At 60.1% G+C, this 16,863-nt stretch carries 12 protein-coding genes; 8 read left to right on the forward strand and 4 right to left on the reverse strand.

What is annotated here, in order from left to right:
* Nucleotides 1-21 precede the first annotated feature (21 nt).
* Nucleotides 22-1,260, forward strand: a complete 1,239-nt coding sequence (purT, locus tag WCG50_RS06515; RefSeq protein ID WP_336898772.1) for a formate-dependent phosphoribosylglycinamide formyltransferase — start codon at nucleotides 22-24, stop codon at nucleotides 1,258-1,260.
* A 78-nt stretch (nucleotides 1,261-1,338) separates the two neighbouring features.
* On the opposite strand, the gene glpK is transcribed toward purT, so the two are convergent.
* Nucleotides 1,339-2,829: a glycerol kinase GlpK gene (gene glpK / locus WCG50_RS06520; RefSeq protein ID WP_336898773.1), complete on the reverse strand. Its 1,491-nt coding sequence runs from the start codon at nucleotides 2,827-2,829 to the stop codon at nucleotides 1,339-1,341.
* An 83-nt stretch (nucleotides 2,830-2,912) separates the two neighbouring features.
* Between glpK and WCG50_RS06525 the strand changes: the two genes are divergently transcribed.
* On the forward strand, nucleotides 2,913-4,517 hold the full coding sequence (locus tag WCG50_RS06525; RefSeq protein ID WP_336898774.1) for a glycerol-3-phosphate dehydrogenase/oxidase: 1,605 nt from the start codon (nucleotides 2,913-2,915) through the stop codon (nucleotides 4,515-4,517).
* Here WCG50_RS06525 and WCG50_RS06530 read toward each other — a convergent pair.
* The 3 genes from WCG50_RS06530 to WCG50_RS06540 form a co-directional block, all read right to left on the reverse strand.
* Nucleotides 4,514-6,319 (reverse strand): methyl-accepting chemotaxis protein, encoded by a 1,806-nt coding sequence (locus WCG50_RS06530; RefSeq protein WP_336898775.1) that lies wholly within the window; start codon nucleotides 6,317-6,319, stop codon nucleotides 4,514-4,516. The two genes, WCG50_RS06525 and WCG50_RS06530, sit on opposite strands and share 4 nt — an antisense overlap.
* A gap of 80 nt (nucleotides 6,320-6,399) precedes the next feature.
* Nucleotides 6,400-7,146, reverse strand: a complete 747-nt coding sequence (locus WCG50_RS06535) for a substrate-binding domain-containing protein (RefSeq protein ID WP_336898776.1) — start codon at nucleotides 7,144-7,146, stop codon at nucleotides 6,400-6,402.
* A 516-nt stretch (nucleotides 7,147-7,662) separates the two neighbouring features.
* Nucleotides 7,663-8,343: a GntR family transcriptional regulator gene (locus WCG50_RS06540; RefSeq protein WP_336898777.1), complete on the reverse strand. Its 681-nt coding sequence runs from the start codon at nucleotides 8,341-8,343 to the stop codon at nucleotides 7,663-7,665.
* Between the two features lie 270 nt (nucleotides 8,344-8,613).
* Between WCG50_RS06540 and WCG50_RS06545 the strand changes: the two genes are divergently transcribed.
* From WCG50_RS06545 to WCG50_RS06570, 6 genes are all read left to right on the forward strand, one after another.
* On the forward strand, nucleotides 8,614-9,324 hold the full coding sequence (locus WCG50_RS06545) for a DUF969 domain-containing protein (protein WP_336898778.1): 711 nt from the start codon (nucleotides 8,614-8,616) through the stop codon (nucleotides 9,322-9,324).
* 2 nt (nucleotides 9,325-9,326) lie between these two features.
* Nucleotides 9,327-10,283, forward strand: coding sequence for a DUF979 domain-containing protein (locus tag WCG50_RS06550; protein ID WP_336898779.1), 957 nt, complete (start codon nucleotides 9,327-9,329; stop codon nucleotides 10,281-10,283).
* A gap of 109 nt (nucleotides 10,284-10,392) precedes the next feature.
* A complete protein-coding gene (locus WCG50_RS06555) occupies nucleotides 10,393-11,160 on the forward strand; it encodes a 5-oxoprolinase subunit PxpA (RefSeq protein WP_336898780.1) in 768 nt (255 codons plus the stop codon).
* Nucleotides 11,160-12,821: a 5-oxoprolinase/urea amidolyase family protein gene (locus WCG50_RS06560; protein ID WP_336898784.1), complete on the forward strand. Its 1,662-nt coding sequence runs from the start codon at nucleotides 11,160-11,162 to the stop codon at nucleotides 12,819-12,821. Before WCG50_RS06555 ends, WCG50_RS06560 begins: the two co-directional genes overlap by 1 nt.
* Entirely contained in the window at nucleotides 12,818-14,551 is a 1,734-nt protein-coding gene (locus WCG50_RS06565) for a biotin carboxylase N-terminal domain-containing protein (protein ID WP_336898781.1), read from the forward strand. Before WCG50_RS06560 ends, WCG50_RS06565 begins: the two co-directional genes overlap by 4 nt.
* 426 nt (nucleotides 14,552-14,977) lie before the next feature.
* Nucleotides 14,978-16,561, forward strand: a complete 1,584-nt coding sequence (locus WCG50_RS06570; RefSeq protein WP_336898782.1) for a methyl-accepting chemotaxis protein — start codon at nucleotides 14,978-14,980, stop codon at nucleotides 16,559-16,561.
* The last annotated feature ends 302 nt before the right edge of the window (nucleotides 16,562-16,863 follow it).

Raw genomic sequence — 16,863 nt, forward strand, 5'->3', positions numbered from 1 at the left:
AACGCTCACGCGCACCCTTGTATGACCACACTCGGCACTCCCCTCTCACCTAAAGCCACCAAAGTCATGTTGCTGGGCTCCGGCGAACTGGGCAAGGAAGTCATCATCGCCCTGCAACGTCTGGGCGTGGAAACCATCGCGGTCGATCGGTACGACCACGCCCCCGGCCAGCAGGTGGCGCACCACAGCCGCACCATCACCATGAGCGACCCGGCGCAACTCAAGGCGCTGATCGAGGCCGAGCGACCGCATCTGGTGGTGCCCGAAATTGAAGCCATCGCCACGCCGATGCTGGAAGAACTGGAAGCGGCCGGTGTGGTGCGCGTCATCCCCACCGCGCGCGCCGCCCGCCTGACGATGGACCGCGAGGGCATTCGCCGCCTTGCCGCCGAAACGTTGGGTCTGCCGACCAGCCCCTACCAGTTTTGCGACTCGTTGGCCGAGTTGCAGGCCGCCATTGATGGTGTAAACGGTAACGGTATTGGCTACCCCTGCGTCATCAAACCGGTGATGAGTTCGTCGGGTAAAGGCCAAAGCAAGCTCGACGGCCCCGCTGATGTGCAAAAAGCGTGGGATTACGCCATGGCGGGCGGCCGCGTGGGCGCCGGGCGCGTCATTGTGGAAGGCTTCATCGACTTTGACTACGAAATCACCCAGCTGACCGTGCGCGCGCTCGGTGCCGATGGTCAGGTTGAAACCCACTTTTGCGAACCGATTGGCCACATCCAGGTCAGCGGCGATTACGTGGAAAGCTGGCAACCGCACCCCATGCCCACCGCCGCCTTGGCGCGCTCGCGCCACATCGCCAAAACCGTGACCGACAACCTCGGCGTGGGGCTGGACGGCAAGCCCTCCGGGCTGGGCTTGTACGGCGTGGAACTGTTCGTCAAGGGCGACCAGGTCTGGTTCAGCGAGGTGTCACCGCGCCCGCATGACACCGGGCTGGTGACGCTCACCACGCAGGTGCAAAGCGAGTTTGAGTTGCACGCCCGCGCCATTCTGGGCTTGCCGGTCAACACCGCCTTGCGCAGCCCCGGCGCCAGTGCCGTGATTTATGGCGGCGTCGAGGCCAGCGGCATCGTGTTTGACGGAGTCGAGGAGGCGCTGCGTGTGCCCAACACCGACCTGCGTCTGTTTGGCAAACCCGAGAGTTTTGTGAAACGCCGCATGGGCGTGGTGCTGGCGTTTGACGCCGATGTGCAAGTGGCTCGCGTCAACGCCAAGCTGGCTGCATCCAAAGTCAAGCCTAGGGCGGTTTGAGTTTGCTATTTAATTAATAGCTGTTAGCGCAAGTAGTACGGGAGCTAGAAGCTGATTCGGTATAAATTAATCGCGGCCTCACAGCACCGTCTGGCGCACCGCATGTTCCCAGCGCTCCATCAGTTCGAGTGCTCGGGGGGTGTCCAGCGTGGGCAAGAAGCGGCGCTCTGCGCGCCACAAGCTTGATAGTTCATCGGTGCTCTGGTAGACCCCGGTGGCGAGGCCCGCAAGGTAGGCGGCCCCCAGCGCTGTGGTCTCAGTCACGGCCGGTCGCACCACCGGAATGCCCAGCAAGTCGGCCTGAAACTGCATCAGCAAATCATTGACGCAGGCCCCGCCATCCACCCGCAACTCCGCCACCGCTGCGCCGCCGGCCTCCACCGCATCGCGGCTCATGGCTTTGAGCAGCGCCGCGCTTTGGTAGGCGATGCTCTCCAGCGCTGCGCGGGCAATGTGGGCCACAGTGCTGCCCCGGGTGAGGCCGGTGATGGTGCCCCGGGCGTCAGGTTTCCAGTAGGGCGCGCCCAGCCCGGTAAAGGCCGGCACCACGATGACACCGCCCGAATCAGGCACGCTTTGGGCCAGTGCCTGCACCTCGTGGCTGCCAGAGATGGCGTGCAAGCCATCGCGCAACCACTGCACCACTGCACCACCCACAAACACGCTGCCTTCCATCGCAAATTCAGGCTGCGCCGTGGCTTGTGCGGCGCTGGTGGTGATCAGGCCGTTGTGCGAGGTCTGAAATTGGGTGCCGGTGTGCATCAGCATGAAGCAACCTGTGCCGTAGGTGTTTTTAACCATGCCCGCCTTGAAGCATGCCTGGCCAAATAAGGCACTTTGCTGGTCACCCGCCACGCCGCCAATCGGAATGGCGTGACCGAACAAATCAGGGCTGACTTCGCCAAACAGTGCGCTTGACGGTTTGACGGACGGCATCAAATTGGCCGGAATCTCCAGCGCCTGCAGCAACTCGGCGTCCCACTGGTTGTGGTGGACGTTGAACAGCAGGGTGCGCGACGCGTTGCTGACATCGGTGGCGTGCACCCGGCCTTCGGTCAGGCGCCAGATCAGCCAACTGTCGACCGTGCCAAAAGCCAGTTCGCCGTGTTCGGCTTGCTGGCACGCGCCGGGTACGTTGTCCAGAATCCACTTGAGTTTGGTGCCTGAAAAATAAGCATCCACCAGCAAACCGGTTTTGGCCTGAATCGACTCCGCCAGGCCGCGCTCGCGCAAAGCCACGCAGGTCGGCTCGGCGCGGCGGTCTTGCCAGACGATGGCGTGGTGAATCGGCAGGCCGGTTTTTCGGTTCCAGACCACCGTGGTTTCACGCTGGTTGGTGATGCCCAGGGCGCGCACCTGGTGCGCGGCAATACCAGCCTTGGCCAGCGCTTCGTGGACGGTCGCCAGTTGGGTGCGCCAGATCTCCATCGGGTCGTGTTCGACCCAACCCGGCTGCGGGTAAATTTGCGTCAGCTCCCGCTGCGCCTGCGCCACGATGACGCCCTCGGCGTTGAACACAATGCTGCGCGAACTGGAGGTGCCTTGGTCGAGGGCGAGGAGGTAAGTCATGCGGCTCCGTTAATATAAATTGAGTTGCACACGGTTCAGGTCCATCATGACCTTAGTTTCTGTCAATTTACCGGAAAGCGTTCATGGGCATTTTGAAACCCGCCTTATTCACCCGGCGTGACGCGTTGCTGGACCGGTTGGCGCAGCGTCACGTCTACGACCTCGCCATCGTGGGCGGCGGTGCCACGGGCCTGGGTGTGGCGCTGGATGCGGCCGCGCGGGGCTTTAGTGTGGTGTTGGTGGAGTCGCATGACTTTGCCAAGGGCACTTCGTCGCGCTCTACCAAGCTGGTGCATGGCGGGGTGAGATACCTGGCGCAAGGCAATATTTCGCTGGTGCGCGAGGCCTTGCACGAGCGCACCACCTTGCTCAGCAATGCGCCGCATCTGGCGCAGCCACTGGCCTTCATCATGCCGTCCTACAAGTGGTGGGAAACGCCTTTTTATGGCATAGGTCTCAAAATGTACGATGCGCTGGCAGGCAAGGCGGGGCTGGGGGCCACCGAATTTTTAAGCCGTGCTGAAACGCTGGCGGCGCTGCCCACGGCGCAGCCGGACGGACTCAAGGGCGGCGTCAAGTACTGGGACGGACAGTTTGACGATGCGCGTCTGGCGCTGGCACTGGCCCGCACCGCCGCCAGCCACGGGGCGCTGCTGGTCAACTATTGCCGCGCTGATGACCTGCTGTATGAAGACGGAAAAATCGCCGGTTTGAAATGCGTTGACACGCAATCGGGTCGCCAATACTGCATCAATGCCCGCTGTGTAGTGAATGCTGCCGGAGTCTGGGTCGATGAGTTGCGCCAGAAAGATGGGGCCACCAGTTCATTAGAGCGTCGAGCCACGCCTGCGATGGTGGCGCCGAGTCAGGGTGTTCACATTGTGGTGGATAAAGAATTTTTACAGGCCGATGTCGGGCTGATGGTGCCCAAAACGGCCGATGGGCGGGTGTTGTTTGCCGTGCCCTGGTTGGGTAAAGTTATTTTGGGCACCACCGACACGCCCCGCAATGACCTGGACCGCGAGCCGATGCCTTTTAAGGAAGAGGTCGATTTCATCCTGAGTGAATCAGCACGTTACTTGCGCCGTGCGCCGAGTCGCAGCGATGTCAAAAGTGTCTGGGTCGGCTTGCGTCCGCTGGTCAAACCTCAGGACGACGACGGTGAAAGTACCAAAGGCCTGAGTCGCGAACACACGGTGTTGGTGAGCCGCAGTGGGCTGGTCACGGTGACCGGCGGCAAGTGGACCACCTACCGCGCCATGGCCGAGGATGTGCTGGACAAATGTGTGGAGCGGGGGCTGCTGAAACCAAGCCCGAAGGGTGTGACCACACATTTGAAATTGGTCGGTGCTGGGGATGCTGGCGGCAAGGCGCACTCTATTTGTCTGGCGCCCGGGCTGCATTCTTACGGGTCGGAGCAGGCGCTGGTGCAGAGCCTGCCGGGTGCTGATGTGTTGCTTTGTGCGGGCTTGACTCACGCCATGGTGCGCTTTGCCGCGCGCTATGAATACGCCATCAAGGTCGAAGATGTGCTGGCCCGGCGCTCACGCCTGCTGTTTCTGGATGCCCGGTTGGCAGGCTCTTTGGCGGCACAGGTGGGCGAAATTCTGTTGAATGAAACCGGGATTAACCCGGAGGTTGCTGAGTTCACAGCCCTGGCTGAACACTATCTGACCCTGCCATACTAAGTGTTGCTGGCGGTGGGTAGTGCGGCGTGACCGCACCCGACTGTCCAGTCGCCATCCGTACCGGTCTTGGTGGCAACGTTGGTGCTGATGGCCGCTGGCTTGGCTTTGCCTCTCTTGCTTGCCAGTCGCGCCACGTTGGTGGCTCTGTCGGGGGATCGATGCTCGACGCGCACCGCCAACTTGGGCATCGCGCCAGCGGGGGGCGCATAGGTCATGGGTCGTTGTCCTTCCATTTCGTTGCCCAACTTGAACACCGCCACGGTCTCGACCAGCTCCTGCGCCTGCGATTTGAGGCTGGCAGCTGCCGCCGCCATTTCTTCGACCAACGCCGCATTTTGTTGCGTCACCTGGTCCATTTGTGTCACCGCTTCACCGACCTGGCTGACGCCCTGGCTTTGCTCGTGGCTGGCGGCACTGATCTCCCCCATGATGTCGGTCACGCGGCGGATGCTGGTGACCACCTCGCTCATGGTGGCGCCGGCTTGGTCGACCAAGGTGGTGCCTTTTTCAACCTGCTCGACACTGGCGTTGATCAGGGTTTTGATTTCTTTGGCGGCCTCAGCGCTGCGACCCGCCAGGCTACGGACTTCAGAGGCTACCACGGCAAAACCACGTCCTTGCTCGCCGGCGCGGGCCGCTTCCACCGCCGCATTTAGCGCCAGGATGTTGGTCTGGAATGCAATGCCGTCAATCACACCAATAATGTCAAAAATCTGTTTGGACGAATCATTGATGCGCTTCATGGTTTCTACCACCAGCGCCACTACTTCCCCGCCTTGCAGCGCCGTGTTGCTGGCTGCGTGGGCCAGTTGGTTGGCTTGCTGTGCGTTCTCGGCGTTTTGCTTCACCGTGGCGCTGAGTTGCTCCATCGAGGCAGCAGTTTCTTCCAGGGCGCTGGCCTGTTGCTCGGTGCGGGCCGAAAGGTCGTGGTTGCCCTGGGCGATTTCAGCAGAGGCGGTGGCGACGCCCTCGGAGCCCTGGCGCACGCGCCCCACAATGTCGGAAAAACTGTCACTCATGGATTTGATCGCATGCAGCAAGCTGGACTTGTCACCCGGTTTGAGCGTAATCTCTGAATTCAGGTCTCCGCCAGCGATTTGCTGCGTGATGCCGGCGGCATACTCGGGCTCACCCCCGAGCTGCTTAAGCAAGCTGCGTGTGATCCAGACGCCGAGCACGGCGGCCAGTGTGAGCGCAATCAGCGCGACAACTAGCAGCAGATTGCGTCCAGTGGCGTAGGTCGAGTCGGCTTTGGCCTTGGCTTCTTCCATCTCAGTGAGCAGCAGGGCATTCAATTTTTTCAAAGCCCCCAGATAGACCGCTTCGACGCTCAACTGCGACTTCTCGTTGAGTGCAACCCGCGCTGCGTCGGTGTCACCATTTTTGACCGCTGCAACCGCCTTGTCGATGCCGGCACGGTAGGCCGTCTCGGCTGCTTCTATATCCTTCAATGCGGCGCGTGCGGCATCCTTGTCCAGCGCATTGACGAGCAAGTTTTTTGTCTTTTCATTGTCTGCACGTACCTTGTCGGCCTGCTTGAGGTTGGCCTGGATCTGGTCACCCGTGTCAGACATCACGGCACGACCGAGTGCGCCTGTGATCTCGTGGGCCTGCGCGACCAACTCTGCCGACAGCACGCTGGCGCTTGCCTCGTGTTCAAGTAGCGACTGCATTGAGGTGTTGAGCGAATTCAGGCGCAGCACGCCAAAAGCCACACACAGCAGCAAGAGCAGGGCCAGGGCACCAAAGGCACTGCCCAGCCGCATGCCGATGCCAACGCTTTTCATACGGTTCAGGCTCATCACAATTCCCTTCTGTTTTTTGAATTTGGTATCGGCATGCGATCGCTCGTGCTGACCGCACGCTGCAAGATCACATCAGCTTATTTGGCTTCTTTGGCGTAGGCGTCGATCACTGCTTTGGCGGCCGGCTTCGGTGCACCCAGCGTGGCCAGGGCCAGCGGACGCTCGTACTTCTTACTGTCGATGGCCTTGGTTTTTCCAGTTTCGACAAAATTTCTGCCGACACCGGCGATGCCCGCTTCGTCAGTCGCCACCAGTTCAGATACACGCTTGATTGAGGTCTGCGCCTTCAGACCGGAGCCGTACTCAGCACCGCCCATCACCAGCTTCTTGATCAGCGCGCGCGTACCTGCCGTCGGGCCTTCGCCATACACAACAATAGCTTTGTCCTTGCCGCCCACCTCTTTCCAATTGGCGATCTTGCCGGTGAGGATGTCACGCAGTTGCTCAGGTGTCAGCTTGCCGACCGGGTTGCTGGGGTGCACGATGAAGACAAGTTCGGCCTTCTTCAACTCGAAGAATTGCACAGTCTTGGGATCGACTTTCGTACCAGCCACCTCTGCCAATGGACCCGCCACATCCATCGGCTCCGACACCATGGCGATGTCGGCGGCGCCGCTGGACAGGTCTGCAAGGCCCTTGCCAGAATTAGAGCTAATGATTTGCAGGGTATGGCCGGTGCTCTTTTCAACGGCAGCTTTGCCCGACGAAACAAAGTCGGCGAACACCGTGCCTGCGCCTGAGATTCTGACGGTTTCGGCAATGGCACCGCCAGCCAGCATGGCCGTGGCGAGCGAGATGGCGCTGAAGCGAATGGTCTTGTTCATCGTTTTTTCCTGTGGTTTGGTTAGGTCAGGCGCCACTTTATAGGGGTGTATAAATCTAGTCTGTAGGGAGAATTAGATTAAATGTGTAGATACATTTAGACATCTGTGAAGATTTTCACAAGGGGGCGATCAGCGATATTCGTCACAGCGGTTCAGCCTGTGGCGATGAGTGCAAGTCGTGAACGACTCTTCCGTTGCACTCATGGATCAGACTTAGCAGCGGGCAATGTTAGTAATAGGACTGGAACGAAGCCAACTTGCAATATCCTGCTCATAGTTGAAGATTCCTGCCAAGGTGAAGGTCTGCTTACGAGAATTCACTGGATTTCTAGGGTTTCAGCGAAGGGTAGGAATGGGTCTTGAGTCCACCAACTTTCTCGTAAGTCGACCTTCAAACTGAACGGCTGCAATGGAGAAAAACGTGGACTTGCAAGAGCAGCGGTTTCAGTCATAGGCTCCCAAAAATGTCCGCTCGAAACCCGACATTCACCCCATTACCCCGACCATCAGTGGAAATTACTCGAAGCTTCCCGAGTCGGAGAGCCGCCGGGCGTATACGGCTAGCACGATGCGCTCGGAATGCACCAGGTAGTCGTTGAGGGTGGTGGCGCTTTCCTGAAGTTTGCCCGCCTCGAACAACTCCAGAATCTTGACATTGCTCTCGATGTACGGCGCGTGCAAAAACTCCGGGTCATTGAGCAGGCCAAACGCCAATCGCAACTCGGCCAGGATGTGCGAGAACATGACATTCAACCGCTCGCTGTCGGCCAGTTCGACGATGGCCATGTGAAACTCCATATTCGCCGTGCCCACGCCTTGCCAGTCGCAAGCGTCGCGGCACTTGAGCGCCATGTCGACCGCATCGCGCATGTGTTTTTTGGCCGGGTGGCGCGGGTAGGCCTGCGCCAGTGCCTGGCACTCGATCAGGCGGCGAACACGGTAAATATCAATGATGGAGGCGATGCTGGGGATGGCCACTGACACGCCGCAGTTCGGCGTGTGCTGCACCAGACCTTCTTTGGTGAGGATGCGAAAGACCTCGCGCAGGGTGTTGCGCGATATGGCCAGGCTCTCACTCAGGGTCGCTTCCGACAGGCGCTGGCCGGGCGTGAACTCACCTTGGACGATCTTGTGGCGAATCAGATCGGCCGTGCGTTCATTCAGTGTCAGCGCGTTGGCCGGGAGTTTGGGGGTCATAGCTGAAATGGAAGTGAGGGCTGAAGTGGAGTGCGCTTTGTACCAGATTTCAGACACTAGCGCGCTATTTCTCAGGGTTTATACCAGTGCAGAAAATGCACTACTGCTGGGCATAATGCACCATCTTGCAGTACAACTTATTGCATATTGTTAAATGATTCAAATATCATTGTTCAACAATAGGCATGCAAATTGCATCGCATGGTGAGCTGGCAGGTTTGCAGGGTCAGCACAAGAACTGGGTTTTTATATGTACAACGAAAGATCAATATGACTAGTGATGTCAATTTGTGGCCGCTCATCGGGGTAGCCGTCATCATCGCGGGCTTCGTCCTGCGTTTTAACCCGATGCTGGTCGTGATCTGCACGGCCATCGTGACGGCGTTCGCGGCGGGTTTTCCGGTGGAGCGGATTCTGACCGCCATTGGCACCGGTTTTATCAAAACCCGTAACCTGCCCCTGATCCTCTTGCTGCCGCTGGCGGTGATTGGTCTACTGGAGCGCCACGGGCTGCGCCAACATGCACAGAACTGGATCAGCCGCATCAAGTCGGCCACGGCCGGGCGCCTGCTGCTGATTTACCTGGGCGTGCGCCAGTTGACCTCGGCGATTGGACTGACCAGCCTGGGCGGGCATCCACAAATGGTGCGTCCGCTGCTGGCGCCGATGGTGGAGGGCGCGGCCGAAGTGCGTTACGGCAAGCTGCCTGATGCCGTTCGTTTCAAGCTGCGCGCCTATTGCGCCGCCACCGACAACGTGGGCCTCTTCTTTGGTGAAGATTTGTTTGTGGCGTTTGGCGCCATTGTGCTGATGACCACCTTTTTGCACGAAGCGGGTGTCGATGTCGAGCCGATGCGCATTGCCCTGTGGGGTATTCCAACGGCGATTTGCGCCTTTGTCATCCACGCCTGGCGCCTCAATCGCCTGGACAGTATGTTGTCGCGTGAGATGGCGCAACACGCAGCCACCAAGGGAGTTTGATCATGATTTTCTCTATTCAATATTTGTATTACCTGGTCGGCGCCATTCTGGTCATCACGGCGGGCATGACGCTGGCTGACAGCAGCCATCCCAAGCGCTATTCAAGCGCTTTGTTCTGGGCGCTTTACGCCACCGTGTTCCTGATTGGCGAGAAGCTGCCGCCGCTCTGGGTGGGTACGGGCGTGGTCGTCATGGCCTTGATCGCGGGCTTCAACGGCGTGGGTGCGGGGCGCCATGTGGCACGCACCGCCGAGCGGTACCTTGAAAGCGCCAAGCGCCTGGGCAACAAGCTGTTTATGCCCGCCTTGGCGATTCCACTGGTCACGGTGATTGGCACCTTGTCGGCCAAGTACCTCAGCGTGGGCGGTCTGCCGCTGATTGACCCCAAGAACACCACGCTGGTGAGCCTGGGCCTGGGTTGCGTGATCTCGTTCGGGCTGGTGTGCTGGCTGACGAAGGAAAGCCCGGCACAAGGCTTTCGCGAATCGCGCCGCCTGACCGACGCGCTGGGCTGGGCCCTGGTGCTGCCACAAATGCTGGGCATGCTGGGCCTGGTGTTCTCGGACGCGGGCGTGGGCAAGGCCGTGGCCTTTGTCACCACCAGCTACATCAACATGGACATCCGCTTTGTGGCGGTCGCGGTTTACGTGATTGGCATGGCGCTGTTCACAGTGGTCATGGGCAATGGCTTTGCCGCTTTTCCGGTGATGACCGGCGGCGTGGGCGTGCCGATTTTGATGGGCGTTTACCACGGCGACCCGGCGGTGATGGCGGCCATCGGCATGATGTCAGGCTACTGCGGCACCTTGCTGACCCCCATGGCGGCCAATTTCAATATCGTGCCCGCCGCGCTACTGGAGCTACCAGACCGAAATGGGGTGATTCGGGCGCAGGTGCCCACGGCGCTGACCTTGTTGTTGGCCAATGTGTTCTTGCTGAACTTTTTGATGTTCCGTTAACCAGGACGTGCCATGCCAGCACTTTGGTGCATTTGGCAGCGCGCAAGCGCAGACTTATGACATTGACCCACGCTGCCCGGCCCACCGCGCAGCCCTTCAGGAATAGCTTATGAAAATCGATTTGAACAGTGATTTGGGCGAGAGCCTGGGCGCCTGGCGCATGGGAGACGACGCCGCCATGCTCGCCCTGGTGAGCAGCGCCAACGTAGCCTGCGGCTTTCACGCCGGCGACCCGGCGGGCATATTGCGCACGCTGCGCCAGGCGAAGACTAACGGTGTGGTGGTGGGCGCGCATGTGGGCTACCGCGACCTCATTGGTTTTGGCCGACGCACCATGGATGTGGACAGCGCCGACCTGATCGCTGATGTGATTTACCAGATTGGCGCGCTCAAAGGCTTGGCCGCAGCAGCAGGCACCGACGTGCGTTATGTCAAACCCCACGGCGCGCTGTACAACACCATCGCCCACGATGCCCGCCAAGCCCACGATGTGATCACCTCCATCCGAGAGATCGACCCCAGCCTGACGCTGGTGGCGCTGGCTGGTTCACCGCTGCTGCGCTGGGCTCAAGAAAAGGGCCTGCGCGTGGTGGCCGAAGCCTTTGCCGACCGCGCCTACACCCCGACAGGTGCGCTGGTGTCGCGGCGCGAACCCGGCGCCGTGCTGCATGACGCAAACCTGATTGCCGAGCGCATGCTGCGCCTGGTCCGCGATGGGGTGATCGAAGCCATTGATGGCAGTCGGGTCTCGATTCAAGCCGACTCGATCTGCGTGCATGGCGACAACCCTGCTGCGGTGGCGGTCGCCACCCAAGTGCGCGCCCGACTGACGCAGGCCGGTGTCACCATCGCATCATTTGAAGTCGCGGCGGCATGATGCGGTTCTTGCCCGTCAACTTGAACGCCTTGCTGGTGGAGTTGGACAACCTGGAGCAAACGCTGGCACTGCTGGCCTCGCTCAAGAACGAGCCCATCGCCGGTATCGAAGAGCTGGTGCCTGCCGCCCGCACGATTCTGGTCCAGTGGCGCCCCAGTGCCTGCAGCCTGGCCGAGCTGGTGCGCCAGATTAGCCAGCGCGATGTCAGCGCCCGCGCCGAACGTAGCGGCACGCTGATCGAGATTCCCGTGCACTACACCGGCGACGACCTGATGGAGGTGGCCGAGCTGCTGGGTATCACCCCCGAAGAGGTCATTCGCCGCCACACCGACAGCGAGTACACGGTGGCCTTCACCGGCTTTGCGCCCGGTTTTGCCTACCTGAGCGGCGGCCACCCCAGCTTCAACGTGCCACGCCGCAGCACCCCGCGCACGCGCATTCCGGCGGGCGCGGTCGGGTTGGCGGGCACCTTCAGCGCCGTCTATCCGCAGGCCAGCCCCGGCGGCTGGCAGATCATTGGCGTCACCCCCACGGTGATGTGGGACCTGGCGCGTGACGTGCCCGCGCTGCTGCAACCCGGTTACCGGGTGAGATTTGTTGATATTGCTACTATTTCAATAGCTGCTTGCGCAAATAGCACGGGGGCTAGAGGCCTAAAAGACTTAATTCCTTTGAATCCGCAAGCTGCCAGTCCGTTCCTTGGCGACACCGCACTCGAAATCCTGTCCCCCGGTCTGCAAACCCTGTTTCAGGATCTGGGTCGCCCCGGTCAAGCCGGGCAAGGCGTGTCGGCCTCTGGCGCCATGGACCAAGCCGCGCTCAAGGCCGCCAACCGGCTGGTCGGCAATACTTCAAACAGCGCCGGTCTGGAAACCGCCAGCGGTGGCCTGCGTCTGCGCAGCCACGGCGACACAGTGGTGGCGGTGACCGGGGCCGATGCCCCCTTGACCGTGACCAGCGCCAACGGACGCCATTGGCCGGCCGCGCGTTACCAGCCGTTCGCGCTGACCGAGGGCGACACCCTGAGCATCGGCCAGCCGCAAGCGGGCCTGCGCACTTACCTCGCGGTGCGCGGCGGCTTTGCCGTGGCGCCGGTGCTGGGCAGTTGCGCCACCGACACGCTGGCCCAGGTCGGCCCCAAACCGTTGGCCGCGGGCGACGTGCTGCCAATCCGAACGATGCCGCATGGCGCGGCGGTGGGCCTGCCAGAAGAAGCACCGATGGACTTGCCCACCCTGCAAGACGTGGTCACGCTCGACGTGGTGTTGGGCCCACGCACCGACTGGTTCACACCCGAGTCGCTGGAACGCATGCGTAGCCAGCGGTGGCAAGTGACACCGCAGTCCAATCGCATCGGCCTGCGCCTGGCGGGCGAGGTGGCTTTGGCACGCGCCGTGCCGGACGAACTGCCGAGCGAAGGCACCCCTTGGGGCGCAATACAGGTGCCGCCCAGCGGCCAGCCGGTGCTGTTTCTGGCCGACCACCCGCTCACTGGCGGCTATCCGGTCATAGGCTGCGTCGCCACTTACCACCTAGATCGGGCCGGGCAGATTCCGATCAACGCCTGGGTGCGCTTCAACCCCATCCGCGACTTTGAACCCCTCACGACCGTGGCACGCGACAGCGCGGCCCCCATCCACACCGATAGAGAAACCGCATGAAAAAAGTACTGATTGCCAACCGGGGCGAAATTGCCGTGCGCATCGCCCGCGCCTGTGCCGATTACGGCGTGAAGTCCGTGGCCGTGTATGCCAACCCCGACCTCAACGCCCTGCATGCCCGCATGGCTGATGAAGCCTATGGTCTGGATGGCGACCGCCCGGCCGAGACCTACCTGAACATCGAAAAACTGCTGGCCGTGGCCAAGCGCAGCGGGGCTGACGCCGTGCACCCCGGCTACGGTTTTCTGTCGGAGAGCGCGGCCTTTGCCCAAGCGGTGATCGACGCCGGTCTGCTCTGGATCGGCCCGTCGCCCGCCGCCATCGCCTGTCTGGGCGACAAGGTGCAGGCCCGCAAGATCGCCCTGAAAGTCGGCGCCCCTTTGGTGGCGGGCACGACAGAACCGGCCAAAGATGCCAGCGAAGTGCTGGCCTTTGCCGAGCAGCATGGCCTGCCCATCATCATCAAGGCCGCGTTTGGCGGCGGTGGGCGCGGCATGAAGATCGCGTGGCGCATGGACGAGGTGGCCGAGCAATATGAGTCCGCCGTGCGCGAGGCCATCACCGCGTTTGGGCGTGGCGAGTGTTTTGTGGAGCAGTTTCTGGACTGCCCGCGCCACATCGAAGCGCAGGTGCTGGCCGACAACCACGGTCATGTGGTCGTTCTGGGCACGCGCGACTGCTCGCTGCAGCGACGCAACCAGAAGCTGGTGGAAGAAGCGCCCGCGCCGTTCCTGAGCGACGCCCAGCGCAGCCGCATCCACCAGGCCGCACACGACATTTGCGCCGAAGCTGGCTACACCAGCGCGGGTACAGTTGAGTTCCTGCTAAGTGGCAGCGGCGCCATCTCATTCCTTGAAGTCAACACCCGCCTGCAGGTGGAGCACACCGTCACCGAGCAGACCACCGGCATTGATCTGGTGCTGGAGCAGTTGCGCATTGCCGATGGCCACGCGCTCATCCTCACCGAAACGCCGGTGCCCCAAGGCCACGCTTTTGAGTTCCGCATCAACGCCGAGGACGTGGGGCGCGGCTTTCTGCCGACACCGGGTCTGGTTACGCTGTTTGCAGCCCCCTCGGGGCCGGGTGTGCGGGTGGACGCCGGGGTCGAAACCCTGTCCACCGTGCCGGGCACGTTTGACTCGCTGATGGCCAAGCTGATCGTCACCGGTGCCACCCGTCAGCAGGCCATTGCGCGGGCACGCCGGGCGCTCAAAGAGTTCCGCATTGAAGGCGTCGCCTCGGTGCTGCCGTTTCACCGGGCGGTCATGGCGCACCCGGATTTTGTGTCCGAGGAACCGTTCAAGGTCCACACGCGCTGGATTGAAACCGACTTTGCCAACACACTGGCTGCTGCGGCACGCGCCGAACCCGCACCGGATGCCCGCCTCTACCGCACTGCCATGGAAATCGACGGCCGCCGTGTCACGCTGGGTCTGCCTATGGAACTGCTGCGCGGTATGCAGTCGCCGGGTGCTGGCGCCAATGAGGCTGCAGCAAGCCCGACAGCTGTTGATAAAGATCTCCGTGCAGTGTTCTCGCCCATATCTGGAACCTTGCAGTCTTGGACCGTACCCGACGGCAGCGATGTCCATAAGGGCGACACGATTGCTGTCATGGATGCCATGAAAATGGAAATGCACGTTTCCGCCCACCGCAGCGGGCGCATCACACTAAATGCTCCGGAAGGAAGTTACCAATTATTGGAGTCTGTTCTGGCCACCATTGAATAATCAGAGCATCAGGCAGAAGGATTGGCTTTTGACCGAAGTCGAACGGGGCAACCCATAGGCAGGCTTTCGTGATCGGCAAATGGGTCTTCAAGAGTCGGACCCATTCTCTGTAGCGGCCAGTCAAAGTTGAATGTCTGAGATAAAGAAAACCTATCCCGGCAAAGACGTAGGTTGATGGCAACGATCGGGAGCACTTGATTGATCCAGTTGTTTGATTTTCAGCGCTGGTCAGCCGCGTCATATGTAAGCTCATCGTGGGACAAATTGATTAATATCAATAATTGGCAATCGGAGCGGTAGTTGCGGTCGCAAAGCTAAAGTACCGATACCAGTGACGTAATGAACTGGAAGGGATGCTCGGGTTGGGCCATTAACGGTGTGCCCCGTAAGCCTGATTCACCGTACAAAAATTACTTAAGCGAGATAGTGGCTATAAACAACCTCCTTGGCTCTTGGCAAAATATTGGTCTTCAACGCAAGTTGCAGTTTCTTATTCAGGGTCTGTTGCTGGTCATCCTGCTTGCTGCGCAGCAATGGCTGACCCACGAGTTTGCCCAACAAGAACTCACATCTGCCGAAGAGCGCACGATGGCCGTGGCAGACGGCGCCATCAATGGCTTGAACACCATGATGGACATTAAAGTGGGGGGCAAGGACGCCATCAGTGACGCCCCGAGCCGGGCACTTTTTATTCAACGACTGGGTGTCTCAGACAAACTCAAGGAACTTCGGGTGGTGCGTGCCAAAGGCGTCAATGACGAGTTTGGTGAAGGACTGCCCCAAGAAAAACCAGTCGATGACCTTGATCGCAGTGTTCTGGCCAGCGGCAAACCACAATTCAAAACGACGATCACCGACAACGGTGAGGCGTCGCTCAGAGCCGTCATTCCGTCTATTGCCATGAAAAGTTTTAGATCCTCCAAATGTCTGGGGTGTCACGGGGTTGATGAGGGCAGCGTCCTTGGCTTGGTCAGCGTCACCGTGGATATCAAGGAGGATCTGGCGCACATCCAAAAATTGACCAACTGGCTCTGGGCTGGGCAAGTCGTTTTGCAGATCACCCTGTTTTTTGTCATTGGTCTGATCGTGCGCCGCTCACTGCGTCAACTCGGTGCCGAGCCGGACGAAGCCGTCAGCCTGGCTCAAAGCGTGGCGCATGGCGACCTTAGCCATGCCATCGCCCTGAAACCCGGTGACTCCGACAGCATGATGGCCCAGTTCAAGTACATGCAGGAGAACCTGGCCAAGATCGTCTGGGACGTGCGCCAGGGTGCCGAAGGGGTGGCCACCGCCAGCATTCAAATTGCCCAAGGTAACAGTGATTTATCGGCTCGCACGGAGCATCAAGCCAGCGCTCTGGAGCAAACAGCAGCCTCTATGGAGCAGCTCGACACCACCGTCAAACAAAATGCGGACAGTGCGCGCCAGGCCAATCAACTTGCAAAGAGTGCGTCCAACGTGGCAATACGCGGTGGCGAGGTGGTGGCACAGGTGGTGCAGACCATGAAAGGCATCAACGAGTCGTCGCACAAAATCTTCGAGATCATCGGTGTGATTGACGGTATCGCCTTCCAGACCAATATCCTGGCACTGAACGCCGCCGTGGAAGCCGCGCGTGCCGGTGAACAGGGCCGTGGTTTTGCGGTGGTCGCCACTGAAGTGCGCTCCCTGGCAGGACGCTCCGCGCAGGCAGCCAGAGAAATCAAGTCTCTGATCAGCGCCAGCGTGGAACGGGTCGATCAAGGTAACGTGCTGGTCGATCATGCGGGCATGACGATGCAGGAAGTGGTGGGCAGCATTCAGCGCGTCACCGAAATCATAGGCGCCATCAGCGTCGCCAGCGATGAGCAAAGTTCAGGCGTTGGTCAGGTGGTGGAGGCAATCTCCCAGATGGATCAGGTCACACAACAAAACGCCGCCCTAGTTGAAGAAATGGCTGCTGCCGCCGAGAGTCTGAACTCCCAAGCGCAGGAACTTGTGCAAACAGTCAGCGTTTTCAAACTGAAATAGTTTGAAAACGTCACCAGGTTGGCGACCTTACAACTGGCTATTGGCAGCCTATTTCAACTTGAATATACGGCTATAACTTGTGATGGTTTAAGGACTAGTCCTGTGCCAACATTTATTATGTTTTGCATAAAAATACCACCAACGGACTTTTTCTGACCATTGCCACTGCATTTCAGTAAAAGTTGAATTCCGTTCAAGTGAAATCAAGAAGATCAAAACAAGGGCGGGATTAGATGAGCAATGGTATGAAACTGAGAAAGTTGTGAACTACCCATGAGTGACACATCTCCTCGAAAAATAGC

Origin of the sequence: Rhodoferax sp. (assembly GCF_037143375.1) — a bacterium.
In the GTDB taxonomy this organism is placed as follows: domain Bacteria; phylum Pseudomonadota; class Gammaproteobacteria; order Burkholderiales; family Burkholderiaceae_C; genus Rhodoferax.

Excerpts from the sequence above, each read along its gene's own strand:
- WCG50_RS06555 (WP_336898780.1), top strand. The coding sequence starts at position 10,393 with ATGAAAATCGATTTGAACAGTGATTTGGGCGAGAGCCTGGGCGCCTGG.
- WCG50_RS06525 (WP_336898774.1), top strand. The coding sequence starts at position 2,913 with ATGGGCATTTTGAAACCCGCCTTATTCACCCGGCGTGACGCGTTGCTG.
- WCG50_RS06530 (WP_336898775.1), bottom strand. The coding sequence starts at position 6,319 with ATGAGCCTGAACCGTATGAAAAGCGTTGGCATCGGCATGCGGCTGGGC.
- purT (WP_336898772.1), top strand. The coding sequence starts at position 22 with ATGACCACACTCGGCACTCCCCTCTCACCTAAAGCCACCAAAGTCATG.
- WCG50_RS06550 (WP_336898779.1), top strand. The coding sequence starts at position 9,327 with ATGATTTTCTCTATTCAATATTTGTATTACCTGGTCGGCGCCATTCTG.
- glpK (WP_336898773.1), bottom strand. The coding sequence starts at position 2,829 with ATGACTTACCTCCTCGCCCTCGACCAAGGCACCTCCAGTTCGCGCAGC.
- WCG50_RS06545 (WP_336898778.1), top strand. The coding sequence starts at position 8,614 with ATGACTAGTGATGTCAATTTGTGGCCGCTCATCGGGGTAGCCGTCATC.
- WCG50_RS06540 (WP_336898777.1), bottom strand. The coding sequence starts at position 8,343 with ATGACCCCCAAACTCCCGGCCAACGCGCTGACACTGAATGAACGCACG.
- WCG50_RS06535 (WP_336898776.1), bottom strand. The coding sequence starts at position 7,146 with ATGAACAAGACCATTCGCTTCAGCGCCATCTCGCTCGCCACGGCCATG.
- WCG50_RS06565 (WP_336898781.1), top strand. The coding sequence starts at position 12,818 with ATGAAAAAAGTACTGATTGCCAACCGGGGCGAAATTGCCGTGCGCATC.
- WCG50_RS06560 (WP_336898784.1), top strand. The coding sequence starts at position 11,160 with ATGCGGTTCTTGCCCGTCAACTTGAACGCCTTGCTGGTGGAGTTGGAC.